We start from the raw sequence: 25,052 nt of genomic DNA, 5'->3' as shown, positions 1-25,052 counted from the left end.
TTAATTTTTTTCTTGACAGCCAATGACGCATCGTGTTATCTCACGCGAGTTAAAGCGGACAATTGTGAAGCCAATTAATTTTTTTTAAGGAGGGTTCCCAAGTAGCAAAGCCAGTGGCGGATAAAGCGGCTTGGGAGCGGAAGTTGTAGGGGCAAAAAAGTGATTTGGTTGGGCTTAAATTAAGATAAGGAGGAGTTATGCCGGCTTTCAAATCGAAAAAAATCCATCAGGCGCAGTTTTTCAAGGAGAGGCTGATCCGGATTAACGGCGTGATCGGCAGGCTCGAGGGGGAGGTGGAAAAGGCCGTTTCCAAATTCATGAAACGGGGCGAAAAGTCCAGCCGGCTCCTGAAGAGAAATTTTGACGAAATTGTGGAAAAAATCAGTTCCTCCGATATTTATTCACGGGCGGCGGCCAAAAAGGATGAGCTTCAAAGGGAAATCCGCCATCTGGCCGACGAAGTGGTGGCCAAGCTTAAAAAGTTCGACATTCAGGTGGCCAATCCCCTCTTAAAGGAGGTTCGTATCAATTTCGAACAGATTGTGGACAAGCTTCAGAGCAGCAATCTGGTCGAAACGGCCAAGGAGAGGGTTGTCACCACGCGCGACCAGGTGCTTCATGTGTTGAGCATTCCGTCGCAGAAGGAAGTGGACGATCTGTCCAAAAAGGTGGTCACGCTGGAAAGAAAGCTGAAGGTGATCACGCAGAAGGCGGCGTAATAAAGAGTTTCAAATCTACCTCCCTCTAAAAAGGCCCGTCGGGGAAAGCGGCAACGCTGGAACCGGCGGGCTTTTGTTTTTTCATGGGCATTCCCCCGCCGAGCGCCGCCCGAAAAAAAATGTCGAGTTTAAGCGACGTGCGTGAACCGCCCCTCCTTTCCCTCCAAATATTCTTTGGTTGCCTTTCGGCGGATGCCCGCGGCGATAGCGCGGATAACGATTGCGATGGATCAACGGATGAAAATTGTGAAGGGACAGGGGCTTCCGGATAACCCCCTGACAGCTACGGCTTGGATGTGGGGCCTGGATTAAGGGCTTTGAGTTTTTTGGTGAGTTCTACAACTTTCGGATCGTTTTTGTTTTTATCATTTAGAAAATCTTCCCAACCCGCTTCCAGGACCTGATAGAGAAACTGTTTTTCCGTTTTGGCGCTCACAGGAGAGTCATAAGGCACTTGTAACGGTTTATCGGAATATTGTTTGAACGTCTCTCCGATTAGTTCGGGATTGGCCCAAAATATTTCCACAAAATCAGAGGGAATAACTTCAGCGGGCTCGCCATCAAGACCATAGGAGGTAAAGTGGGCAAGAAATTTAAAAAATTCAGTGCATAATTCTTTGTCCATCCCTTGAGCAAGCAAGGGATGCATTTGAGTTAAAGTGGCAAAAACAACATCCCAATAATCAAACCAGGAATCACCCTTTTGTTTTTCGACGTTCTGCAGAATCTTAATGATTTCCATTCGACTCATTGTTTTTGTCTCAACACGAGGATTGGCTGTCTCTGCATAAACGACCGGTTGGGTAAGAAAGAGCTGGATACAGATAAGAGCGGAAAAAATTGGCGCGAAAAGAGAAAGTTTTTTCATCAGGGTTTTACAATCAAAACCAAATCGGGATTTTCCTCCAAACGTTCCGCAAGCATTTCCCTGAAGGGTTGCGTATTTGGCGTTTCCAGCCCGACACAGCCGGCTGTTCCATCATTACCACCATCTGGATGGAGTGATAAAGGCACATCTCCCCCTCGTTCTGTTTCAAATGCCGGATTCAACCATTGGGACCAACCATTCCCTTCCTGATCGGTAAAAGATTTATAGTTCTTTGGAACATTCTCCTCGTTTTTAGGCCGCGGTTTTCCCCGAAACGAATATTCTCCCGGAGGCAACGGCCCTTTGTTACCATTTGTGACTTTGCCGCTCAAATTCCCCGTTGCCGCGATCCAGCTTTCCACCGCTTCCCCTTTGTCGTTATAATAAACCACCTTGTTTTCGCTGACGGTAAATTCCAGATGTTCGATATTCTGCTTTGTCTTGGCGGGAATCACAAGCTGATTTTTGATGTCCTCCGCCGTGCGGGGAAAATCCATCGTTTTGACCAGGTTTGGATTTTGATCGGTGAGCGACAAAACTTGGCCGATCAAATGCTCCTCGGTCCAGAAATCCCTTTTCGCCATTTTCAACAGGTTGTTGACCTCGTCCGTAAAAGAAAGGGCGTCCAGTTCCTTAAGCTGGGGATTGGCCGGCGAAACCGGCGTGGATAGTGTCAGATCGTTTTCTTTGATGGGATCCATAAAAGTAACCCTCCGCCCCATTTCATAAGCAAACCCCATGCCACAACGATGAAAAAATACTTTTAGTGATTACAGTGAGTTGAAAAGGACAAAACCGAACCACCTATCCAAAACCGTCCGATCGTCCGATGGGCGCCGTCCGAAAATCGGATGGTCTATTGTTCAACGATGGGCCTCTTTGTAGGCGCGGAGCAGGGAGTTGATGCGCGTTTGATAACCGTGCCCCTTGGATTTAAACCATTTCAAGACATCTTCATCAATCCGCAGGGTGAGTTGGAACTTGCGCGGTCTCGTCGCGCTCAACTCCCTGCCGATGATTGAGTTGGCAAAAACATCGGGGGGAATTTCCGGAGAATCGGAAAAGTCGATATTTTCCTCCCCTTCCTGCAGGGAACGGACCCTTGACCAGTTTGTGCCGCTTTTTCCAAACCGGCGCAGTTTTTTGAGTGTGTCACTTGAGTACCTGGCAATTTTTGGCTTTTTCATAAGACCTCCTTTCCGACCTGCTTGCCACCCTTAACGAGATGCATCGAATTTTGTCCCCCCGGAGGGTGTAAACCAGTTTCAAAACAACCCCCTTTACCTCCGCAAAATCGGCATACCGCTTTTCCTTTTCAGAATCTCTGGTTACATCGACTGAAACCTTAAATGGCGATTCAAAAACCAGATCGGCATCCAAAAAATCGACCCCATGTTTTGCCGCATTGCCCAGCCGTTTGGCCTCATCCCATTCATAAGTCGCCACAACTAAAATTGTAGCCACAATTTGAAGTTACGTCAATCTTTTCTTTTATCGTTTTTGTTCGCTCCGTCTCATGACTACCCCTTTTTCTCATTTTGATTAAGGGTTCCGGGCCTCCCGCCACTGGTTCAAGCGAGGTGGGAGCGGAGCTGGAAAGGACAATATGGAGACGGTTGGGGATGCCCGCGGTGCCGGCACGGATAATGATTGCGATTGGGTTGCGGATCACTCCGAAGGCAATAAATCTTTCAATTCTTTGGCGCGTTGAACGGTCATTTCGAGCATGCAATAGGTTCCTGCAACTGCCGAATAGGTACCACCGCCAGCGGCCAGATAATGGACTTCACAGTTCTTGTCGCGAAATTGAACCCATAAGCGTTGGGCGGCCCGAATATCCTTTTTTAGTCGGGTATCTGTTTGTTCGTCGCCATATCCACCTTCTTCGACAGCTTTCAATAATTTTTGATATTTCTGATTCAGTAAACCGTCCTGGATTTCAAACTCCGAAGAATTGCAGTCACGACTATTGAAATCGTTGCCGTCCGCATGTTCTAAGCACTTGCTGTATTCCGGCGAATACGGTTCCTTGGCATTTGCCCAACTGCCGATTAATAAACAAATTCCAATCGCGGTGAGCCATCGTTTCATACCGATTTCCCCCTTATTCCAGATTGATCAGCAACATTAACGCCTCTTTGAGTTCCTGATCAAAGCGTTTGCTGATTCCATTTTGAATGTTGGTCGCGCTGTGCTCGAAATGGACAGGCGTGCCGGCGGCATTCTTCCGACCCCGCTCCGCGTAGATCGCTTTGATCAGTTCACCGTCATAATACGGCGAAGAAGGTTCTATTTTACCTTTTAAGGAATCGATCGCACACATCACGACGCCTGCGCCTCCTTTTTCATACGGGCCATGTTGAACCGCTGTTGACCAAACCACATCCTTAAGCGCCGAGGAGCGGCCTCGAATATCGATGCCGGTTTTACCATAAATCTTTTGTACACTGGTATCATAATATTTGTGCTGGATAAATACGTGTTGTGCCTGCTGAAAAGCCCCGGGTTCTCTTTCGGCAATCTCCTTCCATTTTTTGGAGAATTCCGGCGTGCCGGGCGCCAACCCTGCGAATTCACCCGCCCAAGGACGCCCCTCTGCCCCCAAGAATTCCTGCGGTGTTTTCTGATTGGTTGCGAACTGATAACTGCCATAGGAAACGCCACCATGATCGCCTTTCCCTGAAGAAACCGTGCCCGGCCCCCTTCCGCCAGTTTCATACTTTTTGGAGAGGGCACCCAAGATATGGTTGTCGACTTCTCCGGTTGCTTTCAACTCGATTGCCGGCAAAACATTCCGAATACTGCGAGTGACGAGTTCACGAATCACCGACCGGTTTTCCTCGGTCTCAAGCTGTTCGGGCAGTTGCCCAAAAACCTTATCGGTAATCTCATCAAGGCTGTCCCCTTTGAGAAGGCCCTCGAAGAGGGTGCGAGAAAATTTTTCCGGCGTGAATTCGGATTCAATCGTGTCGGGCAGAGGTGAGAGGTCAATGGGCCCGAATTGCTCAAGCAATTGTCGGGTGGAAAGGGTTGAAACGGGGTTTGTCATAAGAGGCCTCCTTAACCCCGTTTCATGAGCAAACCCCATGCCACAACGATGAAAAAGTATTTTTAGTGATTACAGTGAGTTGAAAAGGACAAAACCGAACCAACCATCCAAAACCGTCCGATCATCCGATGGGCACCGACCGAAAATCGGACGGTTTAAAAATGCCGGTTTTTCAGGCGGCGAGTTTCTTTTTGATTTGGACCAGTTCTTTCTCCAGGCGGTCGAGCCGCGATCCTTCCGTTTCTTTTTCCGAAAGGACCTGGCGCAAAAGCCAGTTGAGATAGGTTTGATAGGGGCTTCCCTGCTTTGCCGCCAGCTGACGCGCCGATGCCAAAACATCGGCATCGACATTTATGGTGATTTTTGTCTTGCCGGCTTTGGCCATCCGATGGCGCAGTTGTTGAGTTGCCTGCCGGTTAATCTTGAGATTTTTCCAGTTTGGCTCTTTCATGATAAAGTTTCCTCCCTTTTCGCCATTCACCCGACCCGATAATCCGAATCGCGGCGCCTCGATAAGTAAACCGCGTTGTCAGCACCCGGCCTGATTTTGTTCGGCCAACCAAATAATGACGCGCTTCCCCCCTCGAATGCTTTGGATCTTCCAACTGAATAGCGTGTTCATCAAAAAAACATTCCACCGCCTCTTGAAATGTAACCCCGTGTTTTTTGATGTTTCCCAGCTCTTTGTCGGCATCCCATTCAAATTCCATCCGGCTCGTCTACCATATTAGTATGGCTATCGCCATATTATTTTGCAAGGGCTTATATTTCCCCCCTTTTTCTCATTTTGAAAAAGGGTTCCCGCCGTCCGCCACACCTTCGGTGGGGCGGAGCCACTGGTTCAAGCGAGGTGGGAGCGGAGCTGGGAAAGACAATGAAGTAACTTAAGCTACTTTCTCATTTTGATTAAGGGTTCCCGCCGAGCGCCACTGGTTCAAGCGAGGTGGGAGCGGAGGTGGGAAGGACAATGAAGTAACTTAAGCTACTTTCTCATTTTGATTAAGTGCTCGTTTCAAAATGATAAAATCGCCAATTTATAGACACCATTATAGCCCCTGGAATTGGACAAAAACTTGGGGTGTGTACAAAGTTACCTAGTAATATCAATTAGTTATAAAATTGTTATTAACTCCCCCCTTTTTGGCCTGAATCTTGCTTTTATCTCTTACCAAGGGTGGGTCAGTATGTTTACTTTTGGTTCTTCCAAGTCACGAGTCACCGGTCACTGGTCACGCCTGCCCGCCGGAAGTGTGGCGGGGGTCACCAGTCCTTTCTTCTCAAACGCAGGCACGCGGGTACGCAGGCACGCAGGCACTGTATTTCTCTTTTTCCTCCTTTTCGTAACGGCATGCACCGGCATTGGCGGCACCGGCAGTTCCGGTTTAACCGGCGAGACCTCGGGTTCGACGACATCCGACGAAGGGGGTGCGACAAGCACCGATAGCGGTTCCGGCAGTGATGCCGGCTCGGCCGATGCCATGCCCGGCGGCGTCCCGATTGCACTCCCAAGTCTGACGATCGACACCGACAAAATCATCGCCGCCGCCGAGGCGGTGGGGACGGAAACATCAACCGCCGCGTCTTCACCCAGGCACCCAGGCACTTGGGCACTCTGGCACTTAAGCAAATTAATCCGCTCCGCCTGGGCCGCCTCGGAGCTTCAAACCCACGTGCCGATTATCGGCTACGCGGGAGCGGTCAGCTCCACCATCACCTACGATGACGGCACAACCGCTGAAATGACAGACGCCGATCTGGACGGATACTTTGACACCTATCAAGTCGCCGTATCGACGGCGGAGATTACCGATACCTCCACGAACGTCTGCGAACAGTCGGGGGTTGTTTGCGTTTCGGCCGCCACCGATGGAAGTTTCGAGGCCTATTACGACGACGCCACCAACAGCACGACATTTTATGTTTATCTGACTGATGGAACGAATTTGAGCAGTGCCATCAGCGAAGTCCCCAACACGAATTTTCTTTGGTTTAGGCAGGAGCCGAAGGATGTGACCGGAGGACCATCGGAACAATCGGTATCGGATCTCAATCTCACTGACGCCAACGTTATCTGGTCGTTGGGAGACGATCGAATTATACCTGTTATTGAAAATAGCGGCACTTTTATGGTGGTAGGGAACTATGCGGACTATTACGAGGCCGATACCGCAAGCGGGGCCACGGGAATTGCCTTTGGAGAGACAAGCTACCTGTCCAAACTGAACTCCACCGACGGCCTTCCGTTCGACACCTTCGATTCCGCCTACTGGTTTGGATCTGATTTTTTGAGGGATAGCGGCACGGCAACAGTGGAAAATACGGAAGCGTACAACGTGGTGAAAAAGTCAAATGATGGAAAGTTGAGGTTTGTGAGGAAGCCTCAAACTGAAATTTTGGAAACGCTCGATGAAGAATTTATTTACTATGCTCTAACCACTGATCCCCCATCATCAAGCGAATCAATCCCGTTTTTCCAAAATACTGATTCAGATATGACCGGTGTACAGGTAGCCAACACCCATGTTTTCGATGCCGGCAGTTCGTATGCCCTCGCACTTTTTGAAGACCAAAGCGGCAACAAAAGGCTCCGTGCCGTTAAAAGGAGTAGTAGCACTCGATTTGGCGGCAGTACCGCTATCAGCACTGATGTCTCTAATACTCCAGAGTTTAAAGACATGGTTATTTATTCTGAACAGACAACTTCCTCCACATACACCTATGCTCTTTTATTGGATAGCGCGAACAATATGGTTTGGCAGATTAAGGCAAGATACCGTTCATCCAGTTCCCAGTCTGTTACGTCTGAATTACTTACCTCTACCAACGGTATTGCCGTCGGCTCCAACCCTACCAGCATTGTCTTGAACGAAGACAAAACCAAAGCATACGTCTTGAACCAAACCGACAAGACCGTTTCGGTCATTACCGTTATGGATGGGACAACGGTTCGCTCCTATGCCAGCATCGCCACGCAAACCATCAACCTTTCGGATTATTTAAACGGCAAGGATTTGACCATGACCCCCAACCAGTTGGCCTATCACCAGAACCCCACTAGCGAAAAAGAATATCTTGTCGTGAGCGATCAATCCTTAAAGGGAAGTATCGTTGTGGACTTAAGCGCGGCGACGTTGAATTAAGGGCTAAAAAACCATCCAAGAAAAAAGACCGGTTAGAGCTTACTGAAGATTTACCTCATTTGTCAGATAACGATATGATCCAACAAAATTGCGGAATGAGGGGAAAGCCTTTTTCCATTCCGCCTCGCTACGAGCTGATAAAACGATGAGGACAATGACTTTTTCTTCATCAATATAGGCCACGGATTCGTAATTTCCATAATCATCCTTCAGAAAGTTGCGTATTCGGGCAGACTTCCCGTCATATGTGTTCACCAACCCACCCTCGGTAATGGAAATTTCTGGCGCTTTCTTGCGAAAATCTTCAATATCCGAATTAATTGTTTTTTCGAGCGTGGCATTTTCTTTGTTGGATTTGTGGACCACGTTGGTATACATACGTGCCGGGCTTTTATCCCATGAAGACCCGACAGGGTAGACAACCGCAACCAGACCCTCGGGCCTTGAAGAATTATCCAAAAACCATCCTGCCGGTGCTCGTACCATAAAAGAATGGTTTTCGCCATAAACGATACCCCCGTTTTTTCCTTCCTTTGTGTCTGCAAAAGAAGCGTGATAACCGGCCAAAAGCAGAATGCCGGTTACCAATAAGGCTGGTCGTTTCATTTTCTCATTCCCTTTCCACGGTCACCTGTCCAGTAGCCCCGTGCGACAATTTGTTCCAGACTTCCAATTCGGAACCAGCCCGAATGACCTGACAGCCCTTTGAACCGCGACTTATACTCCCACCTTTGTGGATATGGATCTTATCGGCAAACTCCTTATTATTCTGCACGGGGTTGGGCCCGATTGTCGGTACAGTCTCATTATTGTTTAATTGGACACCCGGCACGGTGGCGTTTTTATGACCGTTAATTTTATAGACTGATGGATAAGTACCCTCTTTAATGCCGGGATTCAATTCTTTTTTGTCGGGCCAACTACTGGCGGGAACAGTGACAGCGGGACCGCCGTCATTTTTTCTTACCGTTAAAGTGCCGCCGAACAATGAACCATTTCTTCCTCCCTCGTCGTGGATGATAATCTCAAATTCTTCTTCAGGCCCCGGTTGGGGATCAGGCCCCGTTGCCTTTCTGTCTCCGTACCATGGTTTTACCACCTTTTGTTTGATGGTTGGAGGATCAACTGGAAAACCGAGACCCGCCGCGGTTGTTTTATTTTCGTAAGCCAAATGAAAAAGTTGGTCAGTGACATATTCCTTCGAATAGTGATTTTCGACGCCTTCGTTTAAAATCTGCGTGCTTTGCTGAATAAATTCGTCCTGACTTAATTCCGGGACGGCTTTCGACATGACTGGTTCGGTAAAATCGACCGGCGCGGGGGAAAAGGGGGAATTGATTTCGTTCGACATAGGGTACCTCCGCCCCGTTTTATGAGCAAACCGCGTGCCACAACGACGAAAAAATACTTTTAGTGATTACAGTGAGTTGAAAATGACAAAACTGCACAGCATGTCCAAAACCGTCCGACCGTCCGATAGACACCGTCCGAAAATCGGTCGATTGGTTGCCCGCATGGCACCCGAACAAGCTCTCCCCAAACAGCTAACTTCTTGTTTTCCCTAGACCCTACACCCTAAACCCCAACCCTTGCCGTAAATGGCACGGGAATTGCTTCACCCTGTGAGATAGAAGTATGGCCGATTTTTTTTACATTTATGTGCTGTTATCAAAACGAGATGGTTATTTTTACACAGGATTCACCAGAGATTTACAGAAACGGCTATCGATGCATCAGTCCGGCTATGTCGAATCGACAAAGCGACGGCAACCCTTTCAGTTAATCTACTGGGAAGGATGTCTTTGCCAAGCTGACGCCACAAGACGGGAGAAATATTTAAAATCAACGTGGGGTAAACGCTATCTGCGGAACAGGCTACGAGATTATCTCACAGGGTAAAGGAGGTTTTTCATGTCCGGCGAGCTGATAGACCCCCACGGTGGGTACCGTGGTTTAAAATCGTACCAAATGGCTGAAATTGTCTATGATGCGACCGTTAAATTTTGCGACCGGTTCGTGGGTCGGAACTCGCGCACCCACGATCAAATGGTTCAAGCGGCCCGCAGTGGAAAGCAAAACATCGCGGAAGGAAGCATGGCTTCCGGCATTTCCAAAAAAACCGAACTCAAACTTGTGGGAGTGGCAAGGGCGAGTTTGGAGGAACTGCTTCTCGATTTTGAAGATTTCCTAAGGCAGAAGGGTTTTTCCCAGTGGGACAAAAACAACCCCGTGGCTCGAACAGTTCGAAATCTCGCCTGGGTTCCGGACAGGTCCTATAAGACCTACAGGATCTTTATCGAAGAAAACTCGCCCGAAATTGCCGCCAATGCCATGATTTGTGTGACCAACCAGACAACTTATCTTTTGAGCCGGCTATTGCGGCAACTGGAGGAAAAATTTGTCACACAGGGAGGGTTTACCGAAAAACTTTACCGTGTCCGCACAAATGCAAGAGGAGGTTTTTATGAATCCAATCGATGACAAAAGCTATTTTAACACCGTGATGGGCTCCGATTTCGAGCCGATCTGCACCCCCACCGAAACGGGGGAACTCTCCGAGGCGGAGTTTTTAATAACGGCCAATGAGATTTTGAAGGACGGCTACAAGGCAGGTCAGGATGTCGATTACGTGAGCGGCCGACTCCATGATCTCATTCAATCCAATCCGGAACTGGTCAAGAAAAACAATTTGCCAACCGACCAGCCAACCATTAAAACCAAGATTGTAGAACCCTACTATGCGGAGGAGAACGGCAAAAAATTCAATATAACGGGGACTGTTTTGGTGGGGCCTTTCAGCCTCGATACGGAAGGAAACGCGCGGCTTCACATCATCCCGCAGGTTGGGGTGTGTGCGACGGTGAGACAGGGCATCGAAAGTGACACTGTAGATAAGGACGCAGTGGAAATGACATTTCCATTTGGAGGGGGAATAGTAAATTATGGCCCAAAGTTCAAACAAGAGGATGGCTTCAAACGATCATTTGATAAAGAGGTCAGTTTTTGTCTGGCGATGCCCATGATTGCGGATTTATCAGTCCCTTTGAAAAAGGTTGATCCCAAGGTCAAAGAGGAGCAAAACAGCTTTAACCTTCAAGAAGGTTTCGACGAGCGGATCGCGAAATACCGGGGGGCCAAGCCTGAAAAATCCAAGACGGTGGAGCAGATGAAGGAAGAACAAAACACTTTCAGTTTTTATGAAGGGTTTTCGGAGAGGATAGAAAAGTACAGAAAAAAATAGCGATGAAATATCTGGATCTAATATTCATAATAGTCGCCTTTGTTCTGACTTTCCATGCAGGTTATTCCAGTTTTAAAAGGCTCAACAATCCCACGGCGTGGTCTTGGCAGATATTTCGCAACATGTCCAAAAAGGAAAAAATCTTTTATTACGTTGGACTTCTATTTTTAATTCTCGCCTACCTTGTTTCGCGGTATTTTTAAGTTCGTTCACCCAAGAAAACATAGACCGCACCGCGGGAGGAATCATAGCTACGAGCTGAAACAACTACGTCCGGGAAACCATCGGCGTTGAAATCAAAAGATGAACCGTCCGGTTTGCGGGCAAAGACACGGAAGCCAAACTCACTATCCGGAGCCCCTTCCAGTACCTGGTTGTCTGCCTCGTTAACAATAAATTCAGTGGTTCCTTTATCCAGTAGCGTAGCGTAGTTAACCACAAAAGCTTTCCCATCAGTGCCGCCACCATAATTTGCGGCGCCGATGACTATCGCGCTGACACCCGGACATTCGAAATCGCTGACAATATCCAAACCGGCAAAGCTGATTTTAGCATCTTCCACATCGCCAAACGCCGATTTGCTGTTTGAAAAATCGTTGAGATCAAAAACGGAAGTGGCAGTGGGCCCTGTATAACCCAGGGTGATATCATCGCCGTTTTGAAGGGTCGAATCATTCCATGATTCGGTAACATCGCCTCCAAAAAGCAAATGAGCCGCCCCGGAATTCATGTGGTCGTTGTCTTCGCCGTAGGCTCCAAAGGCAATATCATCTTTTCTGTCACCGTCCAGATCACCAACTGTTAAGATAGATCCCGCGTAATAGCTTACCCCATCACCTGACCACGTCAGGTAATCAATGTCAGGATTAGACTCGTCCGTGGTAGGCAGATCAATGGTTGAAGGCAAAGATGAATCGCCAAAAATCACCCACCCGTTCCCCGCACTTGCGTTTGCACTACTTGATGAATCACCGATCAGAAGGTCTCTGACTTCGTCCCCATTTAAGTCTCCAGATGCCACACCGTATGCACCGCAAAAACTTGAGTCTGCATAACCTCCGCTAATTTGATGGCTTAATAACTTGCTTTTTGCTCGCGTGCCGCTAAAATCCTCAAGGGTCAAAACATCGCAGAGCACTTGATTGTTATAATCGAGCAAATCAGGTTTTCCATCCCCATCAATATCCCCAATCCCCTTGGCAATCCCGCCGATGCCTTCATTTTCGGCCCCCACAATGGTGGCGTCAGCAACACTGTAATCATAATCAGCGACCCAATCGGTTTTCCCCGAATAACGGAAAATCGCCCCCGTACCGCTCCCATCCCCTTGAGGGGGATCAACCCACTCATAGGCCTCCGCATTGTTGTACCCCGGAGCTCCGGCAAAAATATCGTAAATGCCGTCTTCATCAGGATCGGCAAGGCTTAAGCCAGTGCCCAAATTAAGATCAAACATTGAACCTGAAATAGTTGTGGCGGCGGCCTCTGATAAAAGTGCTTCAACCCCACTTTCGAACACCGCAGAGCCTCCTTCAACGATATAAACTCGACCTAACGAACTATTAGCGAGATCAGCGTCGAGATCGCCTGTTAGTGGTAGCCCCCAGTATCTGGATCCCACCACCAAATCATCAATCCCGTCACCGGTTACATCCCCGCCAACAATCGCGGTTGCTCCCGCTTGTTCGCCAATAAACTCTGTTGGGAGGTCATCACCCTCATAGGTTATCGTTTGAGCCTCTAAATCCCCACTGAAAATCGCCCCCAGTGTAAAACTTAACCCCGTCACCCCATAACACACGCTCGGCTCGACGTAGTCTTCGTCGATGGATGAGTCGCAATCGTTGTCCACTCCATTTTGGGTGGTTTCATCCGCCGTGGGATAGACCGTGGCGTCGTTGTCGTTGCAGTCGCCGCAGATAATATCTTCGTATTGAGCTTGCGCGGAGGTGACGCAGTCGTAGTAACCATCCCCATCGGCATCAACAGGCCCCGTGCCTGTGTCGTCGCCCATATCATCCCCGCCGCTATCGATGGGATCGGTGTCATCGGGACGGTTTGAATTGCCCGGCCCCGATGTCGGGCCGCAACCGGCTGCCAAGATTGAAAGAAGAGAGAACATATCCTAGAAGATCGAGGATCGAATGATCGAAGATGGAGAGTCAGCCCAACTTTTTGGTCAAACTCATAATCATCTTACTCTCCTTATCGAGCATCTCCTCCAATAACTCCTTTTCCGCGCTGTCCATGAAACCCTGTTCCTGCGCGATAAAAACCAACGTTTCAAGCTCCGAACAAGAACCCAAAGCAATCAAACAAAACCTTTTAAATTCCTTTGCATATCTCCTTGCAAAACCTTCTGCGATATTGGCTGGTATTGAAACAGCCGCCCTCTGCATCTGCGAAACCAGCCCGAATTTCTCTTCGGAAGGGAACCTTTTTATCAAAGAATAAACCCGGCTTACAATTTGAATTCCTTGTTTCCAAATTTCCAAGTCTTTATACCGATTCGCTTTCTCCATCCTCGACCTTCGACCTTCGATCCACCATCCACGAACATATTATCGTCAAAAATCAAAAAACGTTGCGTGGAAAAAACCCTCTCCACACATTCTGCCCTGAAGGTAGTCCCCCGTAAAGTTAATGTCAACAAAAAATTATAAAAATCAAATAGTTAGTGGCATAGTTTTGACACCTTCGGCCGGAGCGTTCATTTTGTAACACCCCAAAAACCTATCCATTCTCTCTTTTGGTAAAAATCAGGCAGTTACAACCGCTGGAAATTAGTCGTGGGAAAGGAAGTGTGGCATATAAACCCCACCTGTAAAAGGGGGCTTGAGTCCTCATTCGTGTATCATCCAAGGGAGAGGCTGATGAAAAAGAATTTCACACAAGACAATTGAAAAGCGGCGGTGTATTGGGGATAATATGGTCATGGCCACTACAAAACCGCTTGAAGAAATCATGAAGGAGCTTCCTCCCGAGGCCCAAAAAGAGGCGTGGGATTTTGTGGATTTTTTATCCCAAAGATATGCCCCCAAGCCCCGTATTAAAAAGAAACCCGCCTTTAAATGGGCCGGCGCTCTTAAGGAACTTGGCGAGAAATATACTTCGGTCGAGTTACAACACGAGATTTCCAAATGGAGAGCCGAAGAGGATTGAAATTTTTAATCGACACCAATATCGCGCTGGAAGTCTTGCTCGGCCAGCCCAAGGCCGCCGAGGCCAAAGATTTTTTGGCAAGTGGCGGCGAGCGGGAATTGTTTCTTTCGGTTATGCCCTCCATTCCATTGGAAACAGCCTTTTTCGCCGAAAAAAATATGCTGTTTATCGCGATTTTGTTTCCGATCTGATTGTCGATGCAGGAATAGAGATTCTCTCCCTTCCCGAGACAGAGCATGCGTTTGTTGAAAATGCGGCTCGGATGTATGGTTTGGATTTTGATGACGCCTACCAGTACGCCGTTGCTGAAAAACACAATCTGACCCTCGTGAGTTTCGACAAGGATTTTGACCGGACCGAACGAGGCCGAAAAACCCCATCCGAAATCCTTGAGATGAAATAAGGGGAAGTTACTTCAACCGACCGAAAATCGGACGGTGGCGTCTCAAAATCGGACGGTTGTTCGATCCACGATCCACGAATCACGATCCACGATCTTGCTAACCCCTTGATTTTGCTATCCACGATTCACGATCTGCGATCCACGCCTCTTTGGCACGCCACTTGCTAAGTAGATAACTTGAACTTGTTGCAGTGGAAGAAGTTCAGCCATTTTCAATAAGATTTTTTGTATATAACTAGTTGTTTTTAATGATGATTCATTTTTTACGCAACTTTTTTTATGACCTGCCGATAACAAAGGCAATGTTTAGGTTACTGAAACAATGAGTTCTCCCTGTGGCAAGCCGCAAGGAATTCTCAAGTTAACCGGCTTTTAACCCCCGATCCCCCGTGGGTCAGGGTTGTTAGCCAGATATATAAGGAGAAGAAGATGAAACTCTTCAATTTGACGGCAGTATTGACTTTCTGTCTGATCGCGACCCTTACCGCCTGCGGCGGGGGCGGTGATGATCCATCCGGTGATATCAGCGCATCGGTCGATACATCAGACAGCTACGACGGCACACTCGATTCTTCCGACATCCTGCTGGAAGACAATACCTACGCGGAAGGCATAGCCCTCAAAGGCCTGTCGGCCGGAGTTACCGTGAATATCTCTGTTGAATCGACTGATTTTGATGCGTATGTCCTATTTTATGACGTGGATGGCAATAACTTGGGAGAAGACGACGACAGCGGCGGCGGCGAAGATGATACCGATGCATTCGTTTCGGTGGATATCACCGAGTCAGGTGACTACATGATTGTCGTATCAAGTGCTTTTGAGCTTGAAACCGGCGACTACACGGCCTCGTGGCATATTTATTCGACTGACGATTCTGAAGATGACTCCGAAGACGATTCAGAAGATGACGACGAAAGTTCAGACGATTCGTCGGATGATTCCGACGATGACGATGACACTTGTCACAGCGAGATTTGCGGCGATTGTTATCACTTCTCCTACACTTCGTGTCGCTGTGTTTATATGGATATCTATTGCCGGAACTATCACTATATGTGATGCCAAAAACAATCGAAGTGCGCCCCTTTCTTCCGACAATTTTCTCTGTCGGGCGAAGGGGCGCACTCCAAGGTTTGAGAAGGATTTAGGGGACAAGTAAATATTGACAAAAGTGGCCAACGGTAGCGATCGGGGCGAAAGTTGCCTGTTTACTTGCCTGTTCCCTTATTTCCCCTTGCATTCCCATCTGGACGGCGTGGCCGGTTCCGAGCGGCGGGTGCTGGACAACCAGTTTTGCCGACCGATGATTCAGCCCGGCAATCGTCTTTCGAATGAGATCGTTTTTTCTGGCGACAACAAGAATGACCGGGCTCACCCGCATCGCTCGGCAAAGGGAGAGAGGGTAGGCAACGAGCGGCAGGCCCACCACGGGATGAAGAACCTTGGCGATATCCGACTTCATGCGGGTTCCCTCCCCGGCGGCGAGGATGATGGCGGCGATCTGGGGCATTGTTCGGGGAAAATTACTTGAGGAGCGGGGGAAAGTCAAATGAAGGTAGACTCGACGGTGGTTGCCACGGGAGCGGGGGTATTGCAGGACATCGTCTTGTTTATCTCCTTCCCCGCCATGCCGACCTTTTCCAAGACCAGTTCCGGGCGCGATTGAATTCTTTCATGGGAACCTTGACCAAGGGTTGCCTTAAATTTAACCAGAAGGCAAAATTACTCGCGATTTAATTTGACAATAGGCAAAAATACTCGTAGTCTCTTTTTGTGAAATACCGTGAACGCTACCTCACGCCCCAAATCAAAGCCGATCTGAAACGCAAAATGGTTTTTATCGGCGGGCCGAGGCAGGTGGGCAAAACCACCATCGCCAAACATCTTTCGGGCGACTCTGGAAAGGGCTGTCTCAATTGGGACAACCCCGACAATCGCGAAAAAATTCTCAAGCGCGAATTCCCCGACTCCCATCTTTGGGTTTTCGATGAAATCCACAAATACAAGGGGTGGCGAAACTATCTTAAGGGGCTCTACGATACCATGGAACCACGCCGCCAAATCCTCGTTACCGGTAGCGCCCGCCTCGATTTCTACCGCCGCGGAGGCGACTCTCTTCAGGGACGCTATCATTACTTCAGGCTCCACCCCCTTTCGGCGGCCGAAATCGGGGCAGGCACCCAAAAAGACTTTGACGATCTTCTGCACCTCGGCGGTTTTCCCGAGCCTTTTTTCGGCGGCTCCCGCGTTGAAGCCAAACGGTGGGCGCGGGAGTACCGTCATCGCCTCATCCGGGACGATCTTTTGTCCCTCGAACGCATCGAGGACATCGGCAATCTGGAACTTTTGATGTTGCGATTACCCGCCCTGGTCGGTTCCCCCCTTTCGATCAACGCCCTTCGGGAAGATTTGCGGGTCAGCCACAAGGCCGTTGCCAACTGGCTGAATATTTTGGAGCGCCTTTATGCCATTTTCCGTCTCTCCCCTTTTGGGGCCCCGCGGATTCGCGCAGTAAAAAAAGAACAAAAACACTACCATTACGACTGGACGCTTGTTGAAAACAACTCGTTTCGCTTCGAAAATATGGCGGCCTCTCATCTCCTTAAATGGGCCCATTTCATGGAGGATACGCGCGGCGAGGACATTGAGCTCCGCTATTTCAGGGATATCGACGGCCGGGAGGTCGATTTGATCGTCATGCAGGGGGGAAAACCGGTTCGCGCCATCGAATGCAAATGGGACGATGTCGAGATCGGCAAAGGGCTCCGCTATTTTAAAGCCCGATTTCCGGCCTGCGAGGCCTGGCAAATTACGGCGGTCGGGAAAAAAGATTATGTATCGGGAGAAGGGATTAGAGTGTGTCCGGCAATGGTCTTTCTGAAAAACCTTGTTTGATCACGAGGCGCTTCGATGCCCCTGTTTTTTAACTGGCAATTTTTTTTCTTTGTTATTATATCCCGCCTCATATGAAAAAAGTCATCGGGTTGATTGTGGGGATTGTTCTGGTGCTTGTCCTGGGGGCCGCGGCCGCCTTCTATTTCCTGGTTGTCGGCGTCATCAAGGGCTCCGAACCGTACAAGATGACGGTGGAGCTGGCCCAAAAAAATGAAGAGGTGGTCAAAGCGGTGGGGGAGGTCAAGGATTTTGGCCTTTTCCCGGTAGGGAGCGTGAGCGTCACCAACAACGCCGGCGAGGCCGATATCACCGTCAAGGTCACGGGCCTCAAAGGTTCGGCCAAAATTCACACCTTTTTCTTTCGCGAAGGGGGCCAATGGAAATTAAGCGATGCCATGATGAGGACGCCGGGTTTGGCCGAATGGGTCCCCATCCTTCCGCTTGAAATCGGCGCCGTTACTTTTCATTCGGAATCGGGCACCGGGCCGGTGAACGAGGAGCATAAATATGTGCTGGGCGAGACAATCTATTGGACCACCGTGCTGGAAAAGGCGCACCGAAAAGGGGGAGAGGTTTCCCTTAAAGAAGGTCTGACTATCCTCGATGCCAAGGGGCAGGTGGTTTCCGAAAATCCCGAGCTGGTGATCTTCAACGAAAAAACCGCCTCCGGCGCCGTTTCGTTCGACAATCACGCGACACTCCCTTCGGCCGGACAGTATGCCTTCAAGACGGTAGTCACCGACCGCTTTTCCAACCGGAATGTCGAGCGCGAAGACAAGGTAACGGTGGTCAATTCAACAACGCTCAAGATTTCCACGCTCAATTTCCGCGACGAGGGGCCGGAAGGGCCGGTAAAGGATCCCCCGGCTTACCAACAGGGGGAATCGGTGCATTTGACCTTTCAGGTGGTGGGGTTTGCCGCCAAAGACGGCAATATCTCGGTGGCGGAAGATCTTTATGTATTGGACGAGAGCGATCAGATTGTTTTGGAAAAGCCGGCCATTATCGAGGTGATGGAACCGTGGACCTCCGAGGATCTTCTGGCCCTGCAAAATAAAATCGATATCCCGGTGTCCGGAAAATACAAGATGAAAATTATCGTCCGCGACCGCAACTCCGGACAGGATTACACCAGCTTGAGCGATTTCAGCATCGGGGGGGAAGGGACCGGCGCCACAACCGCCAAGACGACGGCAAAAATACCGGAAAAGACGCCGCCTGCGGAAAAGACGCCTGTGGCAACACCGCCGGCTCCCGAAACGACTGGCACCGGCCCTGCCGGGCCGATCCTTGTGACAACCACGTCAGAGCCGGCGACGACGTCCCCGGCAACATCTGAAAAGACGGCTTCGACGGCGACGTCCGCGACGACGTCGCCTCCCGCAACTTCTCCCGCTCCGGAAACAACAACGGCGCCGCCGGCCACGACATCCCCGGCGCCGGAGGCGGCACCGGCCGGGCCTGCGGCCCCGGCAACAACCACATCCCCGCCGGCAACGACATCTCCTCCGGCAACATCTCCACCGACAACATCTCCATCGGCGACGACAAGTTCGCCCTAGACCTATAATCGCTTGTATTCATCCGGATGTTGCAGAACAGGATTGACACCCGCCCTACCGCCCGATAGTTTCCGCTCATCATGAGGTCTTCGTCTATTGTTCTTCTGTCTGGCGGCCTCGATTCCCTCGCCTCGCTTCACTGGGCCAGGCAGGAAAGCGACCTTCTGATGGCGCTGACGTTCCGGTACGGCCAGCGTTCGGCCGAAAAAGAAGTTGAATCGGCCCAAAGGATCTGCCGGCACTATGACATCAACCATCAGGTCGTCGAGCTCCCCTGGATGGCGGCCATGAAGGCCTCGGCCCTTATCGACGCGCGGGAACTGCTCCCCGAATTGACGCCGGACGACCTGGACAAAAAGGGGGTCACCGAAAAATCGGCGAAGGCGGTCTGGGTCCCGAACCGGAACGGCGTTTTTTTAAACGTGGCGGCGAGTATTGCGGAAAATGCCCTTGCCAACTGGCTGGTTGTCGGCTTCAACAGGGAGGAGGCGCAGACTTTTCCCGACAATTCGAAGGATTTCGTGGAAGCGGCCAACCGGTTTTTCAAGTTTTCGACCCGCGAGGCGGTTGCCCTTCAGGCGCCGATGGGGCCAAAAACCAAAAAAGAGATCGTCCAATGGATGATGGAGCAAAAGATCGACCTTTCCCCCCTCTGGAGCTGTTACCGCGGCGGCGAAAAGATGTGCGGCGTCTGTGAATCGTGCGCCCGGTGCAAGCGGGCCCTCTGGCAGGGGGGAGCGGCGGGGTGGGTGGAGAAGTTGTTTTAAATGTCAAATGTCAAAGTTCAAAAAAAAATGCAAATATCAAATGTCAAATTTGACATTGTTGTTTTGGATTTCCTTTGACATTTGAATTTTGACATTTGTCATTATATACAATGCAGTCCAAGTTCCTCGACCGGCCGATCCCCTACGACGGTTCCCAACTCAAATCCCACTGGATTTTCCAAACAACGGGTTTGCGCGGCGAGGCCATCGTCTCTTTTATCGGGCCCTGTCGCGTCGATTTGGACAAGATGGTCGACCTGGAGGACGTGATCCAAAAAAAAACGATCTTTTCGGAGTCGATGCTCCACTTTCTTGTGGAGCACTTCGATGCCGATCTTGAAAAAACCGTTTTGCGCCAGCGATTGCTGGTCTCGCAAATCCAGCAGGAGCTGGCCGACTGCCAGGTGGCCGCGGTCAGAAAAGGGAACGATCTTTATCTTGATCATTTTAAGCTCAACGTCTCGATCGCCACGGCGTCGCCGATTTCGACGCTGATTCACACCGGCATCAATATTTCCAGCCGCAACACCCCCGTTCCGACAAAGGGTCTCGCCGATTTCGATTTGAACCCTCAAGCCTTCGCCCGCTCGGTGATGAATCGTTATGTCGAGGAGATGGAAGGGGTGAAGTGGGCGAGGTGTAAGGTGCGGGGGGTGACGTAGGGGCGGCCCCCTGTGGCCGCCCTCCATGCAGGGCAACCACGGGGGTTGCCCCTACAAGATTTATGCGCGCCAAAATCATCGAAATTTTTTCTTCGATCCAGGGCGAAGGCCTATGGGTCGGCCGGCCGCAAGTCTTTGTCCGTTTTAAAGGTTGTCGGCTCAAGTGCGCCTACTGCGACACGCCGCTCACCCATTCAAAAATTCAGGAGGCCCGGATCGAATATCCCCCTTTCAGCCGGCAGTTTGAAAAACATTCGCTGGAGTTCTCTGCGGAAGAGCTGACAAAGTCGGTGGAGCGGTATCAACCGCGGTCTCTGGCCATAACCGGCGGCGAGCCGCTCGAGCAGGTTGATTTTTTGGCCGAATGGTTTCCCACGCTTGCCGGTCGTTGTGAAATTCTGCTCGAAACCAGCGGGGTGGAGGTGGAGGCATTGGGGCGGGTTATTTCGTTTATCGACATGGTGAGCCTCGATATCAAAATCCCTTCGGCGACGGGGGAAAGGGCTTATTGGGAAATTCACGACCGGTTTATTGAAACAGCCAAACAAAAGGGGCATTATGCGAAAGTGGTGTTTGACGAAAAGATGACTGATGAGGAGATTGAGCGGCTCATGATTCTTTTTTCCAAACATCCTCAACTGCCGGTGGTCTTTCAGCCGGTTTCCCCTGTCCAGCGCCGCGACCTCAAGCGCTGTTTTGCGCTGTTTCAACTCTTTGCCGAACGTTTTCCCAAACGAGTCCGCCTGATCCCGCAGACGCACAAATTATTGTCGATTCTTTAAGATTGGTGTATGGGTGTGGCATGCTCACCCGCGAACATTACGAGGAGCAGGAACGGAAATTTCTGGCGCCGTATGCCGCAAAAAGCGGCGACTCGGAGGGGCGGATTCACCCGGAGGAAGAGCACCCTTGGCGCACCCGGTTTCAGCGTGACCGGGATCGTGTGATCCATTCAAGGGCTTTTCGACGTCTGGAGTATAAGACCCAGGTTTTTGTCAACCACGAAGGGGACTACTACCGTACCCGTCTGACACACAGCCTTGAAGTGGCGCAGATCGCCCGGACGATGGCCCGAAGCCTCGGCCTCAACGAAGACCTTGCCGAAACCATCGCCCTCTCGCATGACTTGGGGCATACCCCCTTCGGCCATTCCGGCGAGCATGTGATGAGTCGGCTCATGAAAGAACATGGGGGGTTTGAACACAATCGCCAGTCGTTCCGGGTGGTCACCTTTCTTGAATTCCGTTATCCCGATTTTCCAGGCCTCAACCTGACCTGCGAGGTGCTGGAGGGGATCACCAAACATAAGTCGGAATACGATCTCCCCGACGGTTCTTTGTTTGAACGAAAAGGATATTCCTCGCTGGAAGCGCAGATTTGCAATTTTGCCGATGAGATCGCCTACAACAACCACGATGTCGACGACGGATTGAAGTCGGGGATGATTGAACTTGAGGCCCTGAAAGGGATAGAGCTGTGGGAATCCAATTTTCAAAAAATAAGGAAAAAATATCCAACGGTTTCCCTGAATCTGCAAATTTCGCAGACGGTTCGTGCGCTGATTAATGTTCTGGTGACCGATCTGGTGGAACAGACGCTGAAAAATATCCATCAACAGGGAATCAAGTCTCTTGCCGATGTCCGGTCGAAAGGGAAAGACTGTGTCGACTTTTCGGCGGAGATAAAAAGCCGAAATCAGGAACTCAAGCGGTTTTTGCTGGCCCATTTATACCGCCATTACCGGGTAGTCCGAATGGCGGAGAAGGCCGAACGGATCATCACCGAGCTTTTCAGGGCTTATCTGAAAAACCCGGGGATCATCCCTCCGACTTTCATGCGGCGCTACGAGGGAAGCAGGGGAAAGGAACCGGTCGAGAGGGTCATCTGCGATTATGTTTCGGGGATGACCGACCGGTTTGCGCTGGATGAATACAAAAAACTGTTTGATCCACACGAAAGGGTGTAAAAGGATAAAGCGAACCATCGGGCTTTGCCCGTGGTGAGCGCGGGGTTTGGGGCCATCGAAGGCCCGACAAAGAATAAGATTAACACGAGTAGTCACATTGAAGGGCCTTTGGGGCCCCAAGTATTATGATGAACAATCAAAACGTTATTGTTTATCTTAACACGCCGCTCCTGGAGACGGAGCTGGATGGGCAGAGAATTGAAAGCATCTCGCGGCTGAAGGGAAAAATCCTCGCCCAGGCGGCCGAGGGATTTTTTCTTCAGGTTAAAGCTGTCGGCGACGAAAAGGGGTGGGCTTCACCTCCCCCCTTCACCCGGATTTTTATCCCAATCCACAAGATTGACTTCATCACGGCCGAGTAGGAGCTTCCATGTCCATCCCCGGGCCCATCCTCATCATCATCCCCGGCTTTTCCCTGTATTGGGTAAAGGCATTGTAGAGGGTGCAGGCCATGGTGAGCAATGACCCGATAATAATCAGAATGGAGACAACCTTGGCAAATCCGTGGCAACAAGCCTCTTTATCGCTTCCCGTCCTGATCAGTAAAAAAACCCCCACGCCCAGAGCAATCAGCTCCGCGGCAAACGCCATGTCGGCTAAAAAAACCATAAATACCTCCTTCAGTGGATGGGCAATCATATCTTGATCGGCCTCTTTTGCCTATTTTTTTCTTGATGCAGTTATATGAAGGGGCTAGAAGCCGGCAATGGCACAGGTTATCGATGGAAAGGCGATTGCCGCAGGGATCCGGGAAAACCTGAAAAAGGAGGTCGAGGCTTTCAAGAAACAGCGCGGCTTTGCGCCGGGACTCGCCACCGTGTTGGTGGGGGAAAATCCCGCCTCGAAGGTTTACGTCAAAAACAAAAACAGGGCGTGTGAAGAGGCGGGGATGCTCTCCTTTCACCATGCCCTCCCCGAGGCGACCTCCGAAGACAATCTGTTGAGGCTTGTCAACCAGCTCAACACCGACAAACAGGTCCACGGCATTCTGGTCCAGCTCCCACTTCCCAAACAGGTTCGTTCCGACAAAATTCTCAATGCCGTTTCCCCGGCCAAGGACGTGGACGGGTTTCATCCCGTCAATGTCGGAAATCTGGTGGCCGGAAATCGGTGCCTTAAGTCATGTACCCCGTTTGGGATCATGAAGCTTATCGAGTCGATCAAATACGATCTCACCGGAAAAAACGCCGTGGTGGTCGGCCGAAGCAATATTGTGGGAAAGCCGGTGGCGCTGATGTTGCTTGCCGCCCATGCGACGGTTACCATCTGCCACTCGAAAACTCAAAATCTTCCCGATGTAGTCCGGCGCGCCGATGTGGTTGTTGCCGCGATCGGCCGGCCCCGGTTTGTGAAAGGTTCCTGGATCAAGGAGGGGGCGGTGGTGATTGATGTCGGGATCAATCGTCTGCCCGACGGCAAGCTGGTCGGCGATGTGGAATTTGCCGAGGCCTCCAAACGGGCGTCTGCCATCACCCCTGTTCCCGGCGGTGTCGGGCCGATGACGATTGCCATGTTGCTTTGGAATACTTTGGAAGCGGCAAAAGGAGCGTGACGGGTGGGGGATTTTTATCTTGAGGTCGGGCGATTAAAAGATACTTGAAATAAGCGGCTAGAGGATGTTACCCTAAAGGCAAATATGGCGCAGGCACAGCAAAAAATAGAACATCCCTATATCAATGCGACCTCCGGTGTATGCGGCGGTTCCGCGGTGGTTGTGGGAACCCGCTTTCCGGTGCGGTCGGTGGTGAATTATGTTTTTAAACTTGGCTTGACGCCGGAAGAATTGGTGCAAAAATTTTCTCATTTGTCCCTGGCCCAGATCTACGATGCTCTTTCCTATTACTACGATCACAGGCAGGAAATCGACAGGGAGATCGACGAGGATTCCATTGAAGCCTGTATCCGGGATTTCCCGGAACTTACCTGATGGCGTTTCCCAAATTATATACCGATGAAGATGTCGATCCTCTGTTGGCCAGCGTCCTTAGAGAGAAGGGCTTCGATGCCGTGTCTTGTCACCAATGCCGTATGTGGGGTCAAACTGATGAGGCTCAGCTCCAATTTGCGGCAAAAAATCAAAGAGTCCTTCTGACCCATAACATTCGTGATTTTTGTCTGTTGGCCGGGGAGTGGGCGAAAAAAGAAAAAATGCATTCGGGTATTATATTGTCGCGGCAGGTTCACTTTTCAAAACTTCTGCCGGCAACAATCAAGTTGCTTGGAATGTCGCGCGAACAGTCGATCCAAAATCAAGTAATCTGGCTCAAGATTTGAATCCCGGTCAACGAGGCAGGCATCGAAGTCTATTTGGAAAGTCTTGAAGCTCATGGAGAGAAACCATCAGTGGAATATTTTCTGATAAAATCTCTTGAGATTGCCGTTTGAGTCACCTATTTTGTAGGAATGCTCAAACAAACCCCTCTTTACGAAATCCACAAAAAACTGGACGCCCGGATGGTTGATTTCGGCGGATGGGAGATGCCGGTTCAATACAAGGGGGTTATCGAGGAGCATCGCGCCGTTCGCACCACCGCAGGCCTTTTCGACATCAGCCACATGGGGGAGATTTTCGTTGACGGCGAGCAGGCGCGCGATTTTGTCAATTTCATCACCAC

Annotated in this window: 32 protein-coding genes and 1 pseudogene; 19 read left to right on the top strand and 14 right to left on the bottom strand. The window is 50.2% G+C overall.

Annotated features, from left to right (window positions below):
- Positions 1-197: 197 nt before the first annotated feature.
- Positions 198-719 (top strand): hypothetical protein, encoded by a 522-nt coding sequence (locus HYU99_04120; protein MBI2339543.1) that lies wholly within the window; start codon positions 198-200, stop codon positions 717-719.
- Positions 720-1,002: 283 nt separating this feature from the next.
- Here HYU99_04120 and HYU99_04115 read toward each other — a convergent pair whose 3' ends face one another.
- From HYU99_04115 to HYU99_04080, 8 genes are all read right to left on the bottom strand, one after another.
- Complete coding sequence (locus HYU99_04115) at positions 1,003-1,587, bottom strand: hypothetical protein (protein ID MBI2339542.1); 585 nt, start codon at positions 1,585-1,587, stop codon at positions 1,003-1,005.
- Positions 1,587-2,288, bottom strand: coding sequence for a hypothetical protein (locus HYU99_04110; GenBank protein ID MBI2339541.1), 702 nt, complete (start codon positions 2,286-2,288; stop codon positions 1,587-1,589). Before HYU99_04110 ends, HYU99_04115 begins: the two co-directional genes overlap by 1 nt.
- A 162-nt stretch (positions 2,289-2,450) precedes the next feature.
- Positions 2,451-2,774: a BrnA antitoxin family protein gene (locus tag HYU99_04105; protein MBI2339540.1), complete on the bottom strand. Its 324-nt coding sequence runs from the start codon at positions 2,772-2,774 to the stop codon at positions 2,451-2,453.
- Complete coding sequence (locus HYU99_04100; protein ID MBI2339539.1) at positions 2,740-3,033, bottom strand: BrnT family toxin; 294 nt, start codon at positions 3,031-3,033, stop codon at positions 2,740-2,742. The genes HYU99_04105 and HYU99_04100 overlap by 35 nt, the downstream gene beginning before the upstream one ends.
- A gap of 222 nt (positions 3,034-3,255) precedes the next feature.
- A complete protein-coding gene (locus tag HYU99_04095) occupies positions 3,256-3,678 on the bottom strand; it encodes a DUF1311 domain-containing protein (GenBank protein MBI2339538.1) in 423 nt (140 codons plus the stop codon).
- 13 nt (positions 3,679-3,691) lie between these two features.
- Positions 3,692-4,636: a hypothetical protein gene (locus tag HYU99_04090; GenBank protein ID MBI2339537.1), complete on the bottom strand. Its 945-nt coding sequence runs from the start codon at positions 4,634-4,636 to the stop codon at positions 3,692-3,694.
- 172 nt (positions 4,637-4,808) lie between these two features.
- Positions 4,809-5,087, bottom strand: a complete 279-nt coding sequence (locus tag HYU99_04085) for a BrnA antitoxin family protein (GenBank protein MBI2339536.1) — start codon at positions 5,085-5,087, stop codon at positions 4,809-4,811.
- Complete coding sequence (locus tag HYU99_04080) at positions 5,053-5,346, bottom strand: BrnT family toxin (GenBank protein MBI2339535.1); 294 nt, start codon at positions 5,344-5,346, stop codon at positions 5,053-5,055. Before HYU99_04080 ends, HYU99_04085 begins: the two co-directional genes overlap by 35 nt.
- Positions 5,347-5,820: 474 nt before the next feature.
- Between HYU99_04080 and HYU99_04075 the strand changes: the two genes are divergently transcribed.
- Positions 5,821-7,776, top strand: coding sequence for a hypothetical protein (locus HYU99_04075; protein ID MBI2339534.1), 1,956 nt, complete (start codon positions 5,821-5,823; stop codon positions 7,774-7,776).
- 39 nt (positions 7,777-7,815) lie between these two features.
- Here the strand turns inward: HYU99_04075 and HYU99_04070 are convergent, their stop codons facing one another.
- Together HYU99_04070 and HYU99_04065 are read right to left on the bottom strand one after the other, a co-directional pair.
- On the bottom strand, positions 7,816-8,382 hold the full coding sequence (locus tag HYU99_04070; protein MBI2339533.1) for a hypothetical protein: 567 nt from the start codon (positions 8,380-8,382) through the stop codon (positions 7,816-7,818).
- A gap of 4 nt (positions 8,383-8,386) precedes the next feature.
- Positions 8,387-9,067: a hypothetical protein gene (locus tag HYU99_04065; protein ID MBI2339532.1), complete on the bottom strand. Its 681-nt coding sequence runs from the start codon at positions 9,065-9,067 to the stop codon at positions 8,387-8,389.
- Between the two features lie 344 nt (positions 9,068-9,411).
- Here HYU99_04065 and HYU99_04060 point away from each other — a divergent pair, with 344 nt between their 5' ends.
- Genes HYU99_04060 through HYU99_04050 form a run of 3 tightly spaced genes read left to right on the top strand, consistent with a single transcriptional unit; the run spans position 9,412 to position 11,017 of the window.
- On the top strand, positions 9,412-9,675 hold the full coding sequence (locus HYU99_04060) for a GIY-YIG nuclease family protein (GenBank protein ID MBI2339531.1): 264 nt from the start codon (positions 9,412-9,414) through the stop codon (positions 9,673-9,675).
- A gap of 12 nt (positions 9,676-9,687) precedes the next feature.
- Positions 9,688-10,257, top strand: a complete 570-nt coding sequence (locus HYU99_04055; GenBank protein MBI2339530.1) for a four helix bundle protein — start codon at positions 9,688-9,690, stop codon at positions 10,255-10,257.
- A complete protein-coding gene (locus tag HYU99_04050) occupies positions 10,241-11,017 on the top strand; it encodes a hypothetical protein (protein MBI2339529.1) in 777 nt (258 codons plus the stop codon). Before HYU99_04055 ends, HYU99_04050 begins: the two co-directional genes overlap by 17 nt.
- 199 nt (positions 11,018-11,216) lie before the next feature.
- Here HYU99_04050 and HYU99_04045 read toward each other — a convergent pair whose 3' ends face one another.
- Together HYU99_04045 and HYU99_04040 are read right to left on the bottom strand one after the other, a co-directional pair.
- Positions 11,217-13,139, bottom strand: a complete 1,923-nt coding sequence (locus HYU99_04045; GenBank protein MBI2339528.1) for a putative metal-binding motif-containing protein — start codon at positions 13,137-13,139, stop codon at positions 11,217-11,219.
- Between the two features lie 40 nt (positions 13,140-13,179).
- Complete coding sequence (locus HYU99_04040; GenBank protein ID MBI2339527.1) at positions 13,180-13,539, bottom strand: four helix bundle protein; 360 nt, start codon at positions 13,537-13,539, stop codon at positions 13,180-13,182.
- A gap of 412 nt (positions 13,540-13,951) precedes the next feature.
- On the opposite strand from HYU99_04040, the gene HYU99_04035 reads away from it, so the two are divergent.
- The 3 genes and pseudogenes from HYU99_04035 (at position 13,952) to HYU99_04025 (ending at position 15,644) form a co-directional block, all read left to right on the top strand.
- On the top strand, positions 13,952-14,179 hold the full coding sequence (locus tag HYU99_04035; protein ID MBI2339526.1) for a DUF2281 domain-containing protein: 228 nt from the start codon (positions 13,952-13,954) through the stop codon (positions 14,177-14,179).
- Positions 14,158-14,582 (top strand): annotated as a pseudogene (locus HYU99_04030) (PIN domain-containing protein). Before HYU99_04035 ends, HYU99_04030 begins: the two are co-directional and overlap by 22 nt.
- A gap of 444 nt (positions 14,583-15,026) precedes the next feature.
- Positions 15,027-15,644: a hypothetical protein gene (locus HYU99_04025; protein ID MBI2339525.1), complete on the top strand. Its 618-nt coding sequence runs from the start codon at positions 15,027-15,029 to the stop codon at positions 15,642-15,644.
- Between the two features lie 85 nt (positions 15,645-15,729).
- On the opposite strand, the gene HYU99_04020 is transcribed toward HYU99_04025, so the two are convergent.
- Positions 15,730-16,095: an NTP transferase domain-containing protein gene (locus HYU99_04020; GenBank protein ID MBI2339524.1), complete on the bottom strand. Its 366-nt coding sequence runs from the start codon at positions 16,093-16,095 to the stop codon at positions 15,730-15,732.
- Between the two features lie 320 nt (positions 16,096-16,415).
- On the opposite strand from HYU99_04020, the gene HYU99_04015 reads away from it, so the two are divergent.
- The 7 genes from HYU99_04015 (at position 16,416) to HYU99_03985 (ending at position 22,799) form a co-directional block, all read left to right on the top strand.
- Complete coding sequence (locus tag HYU99_04015) at positions 16,416-17,480, top strand: ATP-binding protein (protein MBI2339523.1); 1,065 nt, start codon at positions 16,416-16,418, stop codon at positions 17,478-17,480.
- Between the two features lie 71 nt (positions 17,481-17,551).
- Positions 17,552-19,042: a hypothetical protein gene (locus HYU99_04010; GenBank protein MBI2339522.1), complete on the top strand. Its 1,491-nt coding sequence runs from the start codon at positions 17,552-17,554 to the stop codon at positions 19,040-19,042.
- An 80-nt stretch (positions 19,043-19,122) separates the two neighbouring features.
- Positions 19,123-19,809: a 7-cyano-7-deazaguanine synthase QueC gene (queC, locus tag HYU99_04005; protein ID MBI2339521.1), complete on the top strand. Its 687-nt coding sequence runs from the start codon at positions 19,123-19,125 to the stop codon at positions 19,807-19,809.
- A gap of 110 nt (positions 19,810-19,919) precedes the next feature.
- Positions 19,920-20,471 (top strand): DUF366 family protein, encoded by a 552-nt coding sequence (locus tag HYU99_04000; protein MBI2339520.1) that lies wholly within the window; start codon positions 19,920-19,922, stop codon positions 20,469-20,471.
- A 62-nt stretch (positions 20,472-20,533) separates the two neighbouring features.
- Positions 20,534-21,253, top strand: a complete 720-nt coding sequence (locus HYU99_03995) for a 7-carboxy-7-deazaguanine synthase QueE (GenBank protein ID MBI2339519.1) — start codon at positions 20,534-20,536, stop codon at positions 21,251-21,253.
- A gap of 20 nt (positions 21,254-21,273) precedes the next feature.
- Positions 21,274-22,437: a deoxyguanosinetriphosphate triphosphohydrolase gene (locus HYU99_03990; protein MBI2339518.1), complete on the top strand. Its 1,164-nt coding sequence runs from the start codon at positions 21,274-21,276 to the stop codon at positions 22,435-22,437.
- A 125-nt stretch (positions 22,438-22,562) separates the two neighbouring features.
- The gene (locus tag HYU99_03985) at positions 22,563-22,799 is read left to right on the top strand and encodes a hypothetical protein (protein MBI2339517.1); all 237 of its coding nucleotides are present in this window, start codon (positions 22,563-22,565) and stop codon (positions 22,797-22,799) included.
- Here the strand turns inward: HYU99_03985 and HYU99_03980 are convergent.
- Entirely contained in the window at positions 22,786-23,046 is a 261-nt protein-coding gene (locus tag HYU99_03980) for a hypothetical protein (GenBank protein MBI2339516.1), read from the bottom strand. The two genes, HYU99_03985 and HYU99_03980, sit on opposite strands and share 14 nt — an antisense overlap.
- 97 nt (positions 23,047-23,143) lie before the next feature.
- Here HYU99_03980 and folD point away from each other — a divergent pair, with 97 nt between their 5' ends.
- The 4 genes from folD to HYU99_03960 form a co-directional block, all read left to right on the top strand.
- On the top strand, positions 23,144-23,989 hold the full coding sequence (gene folD / locus HYU99_03975) for a bifunctional methylenetetrahydrofolate dehydrogenase/methenyltetrahydrofolate cyclohydrolase FolD (protein MBI2339515.1): 846 nt from the start codon (positions 23,144-23,146) through the stop codon (positions 23,987-23,989).
- Positions 23,990-24,073: 84 nt separating this feature from the next.
- Positions 24,074-24,364: a DUF433 domain-containing protein gene (locus tag HYU99_03970; GenBank protein ID MBI2339514.1), complete on the top strand. Its 291-nt coding sequence runs from the start codon at positions 24,074-24,076 to the stop codon at positions 24,362-24,364.
- Complete coding sequence (locus HYU99_03965; protein ID MBI2339513.1) at positions 24,364-24,711, top strand: DUF5615 family PIN-like protein; 348 nt, start codon at positions 24,364-24,366, stop codon at positions 24,709-24,711. The genes HYU99_03970 and HYU99_03965 overlap by 1 nt, the downstream gene beginning before the upstream one ends.
- A 129-nt stretch (positions 24,712-24,840) precedes the next feature.
- Positions 24,841-25,052 (top strand): glycine cleavage system aminomethyltransferase GcvT (locus HYU99_03960; GenBank protein ID MBI2339512.1); only part of this gene is annotated, 212 nt, incomplete at its 3' end.

Source organism: Deltaproteobacteria bacterium, assembly GCA_016183175.1.
In the GTDB taxonomy this organism is placed as follows: Bacteria; UBA10199; UBA10199; order UBA10199; family SBBF01; genus JACPFC01.
The sequence above is the reverse complement of the archived record's forward strand: the minus strand, read 5'-3'. Positions and strand labels throughout refer to the sequence as shown.

What these genes read in the sequence shown, in the direction of transcription:
- HYU99_04120 (MBI2339543.1), top strand. Translation starts at nt 198, where the DNA reads ATGCCGGCTTTCAAATCGAAAAAAATCCATCAGGCGCAGTTTTTCAAG.
- HYU99_04115 (MBI2339542.1), bottom strand. Translation starts at nt 1,587, where the DNA reads ATGAAAAAACTTTCTCTTTTCGCGCCAATTTTTTCCGCTCTTATCTGT.
- HYU99_04110 (MBI2339541.1), bottom strand. Translation starts at nt 2,288, where the DNA reads ATGGATCCCATCAAAGAAAACGATCTGACACTATCCACGCCGGTTTCG.
- HYU99_04105 (MBI2339540.1), bottom strand. Translation starts at nt 2,774, where the DNA reads ATGAAAAAGCCAAAAATTGCCAGGTACTCAAGTGACACACTCAAAAAA.
- HYU99_04095 (MBI2339538.1), bottom strand. Translation starts at nt 3,678, where the DNA reads ATGAAACGATGGCTCACCGCGATTGGAATTTGTTTATTAATCGGCAGT.
- HYU99_04090 (MBI2339537.1), bottom strand. Translation starts at nt 4,636, where the DNA reads ATGACAAACCCCGTTTCAACCCTTTCCACCCGACAATTGCTTGAGCAA.
- HYU99_04085 (MBI2339536.1), bottom strand. Translation starts at nt 5,087, where the DNA reads ATGAAAGAGCCAAACTGGAAAAATCTCAAGATTAACCGGCAGGCAACT.
- HYU99_04080 (MBI2339535.1), bottom strand. Translation starts at nt 5,346, where the DNA reads ATGGAATTTGAATGGGATGCCGACAAAGAGCTGGGAAACATCAAAAAA.
- HYU99_04075 (MBI2339534.1), top strand. Translation starts at nt 5,821, where the DNA reads ATGTTTACTTTTGGTTCTTCCAAGTCACGAGTCACCGGTCACTGGTCA.
- HYU99_04070 (MBI2339533.1), bottom strand. Translation starts at nt 8,382, where the DNA reads ATGAAACGACCAGCCTTATTGGTAACCGGCATTCTGCTTTTGGCCGGT.
- HYU99_04065 (MBI2339532.1), bottom strand. Translation starts at nt 9,067, where the DNA reads ATGTCGAAAGCCGTCCCGGAATTAAGTCAGGACGAATTTATTCAGCAA.
- HYU99_04060 (MBI2339531.1), top strand. Translation starts at nt 9,412, where the DNA reads ATGGCCGATTTTTTTTACATTTATGTGCTGTTATCAAAACGAGATGGT.
- HYU99_04055 (MBI2339530.1), top strand. Translation starts at nt 9,688, where the DNA reads ATGTCCGGCGAGCTGATAGACCCCCACGGTGGGTACCGTGGTTTAAAA.
- HYU99_04050 (MBI2339529.1), top strand. Translation starts at nt 10,241, where the DNA reads ATGAATCCAATCGATGACAAAAGCTATTTTAACACCGTGATGGGCTCC.
- HYU99_04045 (MBI2339528.1), bottom strand. Translation starts at nt 13,139, where the DNA reads ATGTTCTCTCTTCTTTCAATCTTGGCAGCCGGTTGCGGCCCGACATCG.
- HYU99_04040 (MBI2339527.1), bottom strand. Translation starts at nt 13,539, where the DNA reads ATGGAGAAAGCGAATCGGTATAAAGACTTGGAAATTTGGAAACAAGGA.
- HYU99_04035 (MBI2339526.1), top strand. Translation starts at nt 13,952, where the DNA reads ATGGCCACTACAAAACCGCTTGAAGAAATCATGAAGGAGCTTCCTCCC.
- HYU99_04020 (MBI2339524.1), bottom strand. Translation starts at nt 16,095, where the DNA reads ATGCCCCAGATCGCCGCCATCATCCTCGCCGCCGGGGAGGGAACCCGC.
- HYU99_04015 (MBI2339523.1), top strand. Translation starts at nt 16,416, where the DNA reads ATGGTTTTTATCGGCGGGCCGAGGCAGGTGGGCAAAACCACCATCGCC.
- HYU99_04010 (MBI2339522.1), top strand. Translation starts at nt 17,552, where the DNA reads ATGAAAAAAGTCATCGGGTTGATTGTGGGGATTGTTCTGGTGCTTGTC.
- queC (MBI2339521.1), top strand. Translation starts at nt 19,123, where the DNA reads ATGAGGTCTTCGTCTATTGTTCTTCTGTCTGGCGGCCTCGATTCCCTC.
- HYU99_04000 (MBI2339520.1), top strand. Translation starts at nt 19,920, where the DNA reads ATGCAGTCCAAGTTCCTCGACCGGCCGATCCCCTACGACGGTTCCCAA.
- HYU99_03995 (MBI2339519.1), top strand. Translation starts at nt 20,534, where the DNA reads ATGCGCGCCAAAATCATCGAAATTTTTTCTTCGATCCAGGGCGAAGGC.
- HYU99_03990 (MBI2339518.1), top strand. Translation starts at nt 21,274, where the DNA reads ATGCTCACCCGCGAACATTACGAGGAGCAGGAACGGAAATTTCTGGCG.
- HYU99_03985 (MBI2339517.1), top strand. Translation starts at nt 22,563, where the DNA reads ATGATGAACAATCAAAACGTTATTGTTTATCTTAACACGCCGCTCCTG.
- HYU99_03980 (MBI2339516.1), bottom strand. Translation starts at nt 23,046, where the DNA reads ATGGTTTTTTTAGCCGACATGGCGTTTGCCGCGGAGCTGATTGCTCTG.
- folD (MBI2339515.1), top strand. Translation starts at nt 23,144, where the DNA reads ATGGCACAGGTTATCGATGGAAAGGCGATTGCCGCAGGGATCCGGGAA.
- HYU99_03970 (MBI2339514.1), top strand. Translation starts at nt 24,074, where the DNA reads ATGGCGCAGGCACAGCAAAAAATAGAACATCCCTATATCAATGCGACC.
- HYU99_03965 (MBI2339513.1), top strand. Translation starts at nt 24,364, where the DNA reads ATGGCGTTTCCCAAATTATATACCGATGAAGATGTCGATCCTCTGTTG.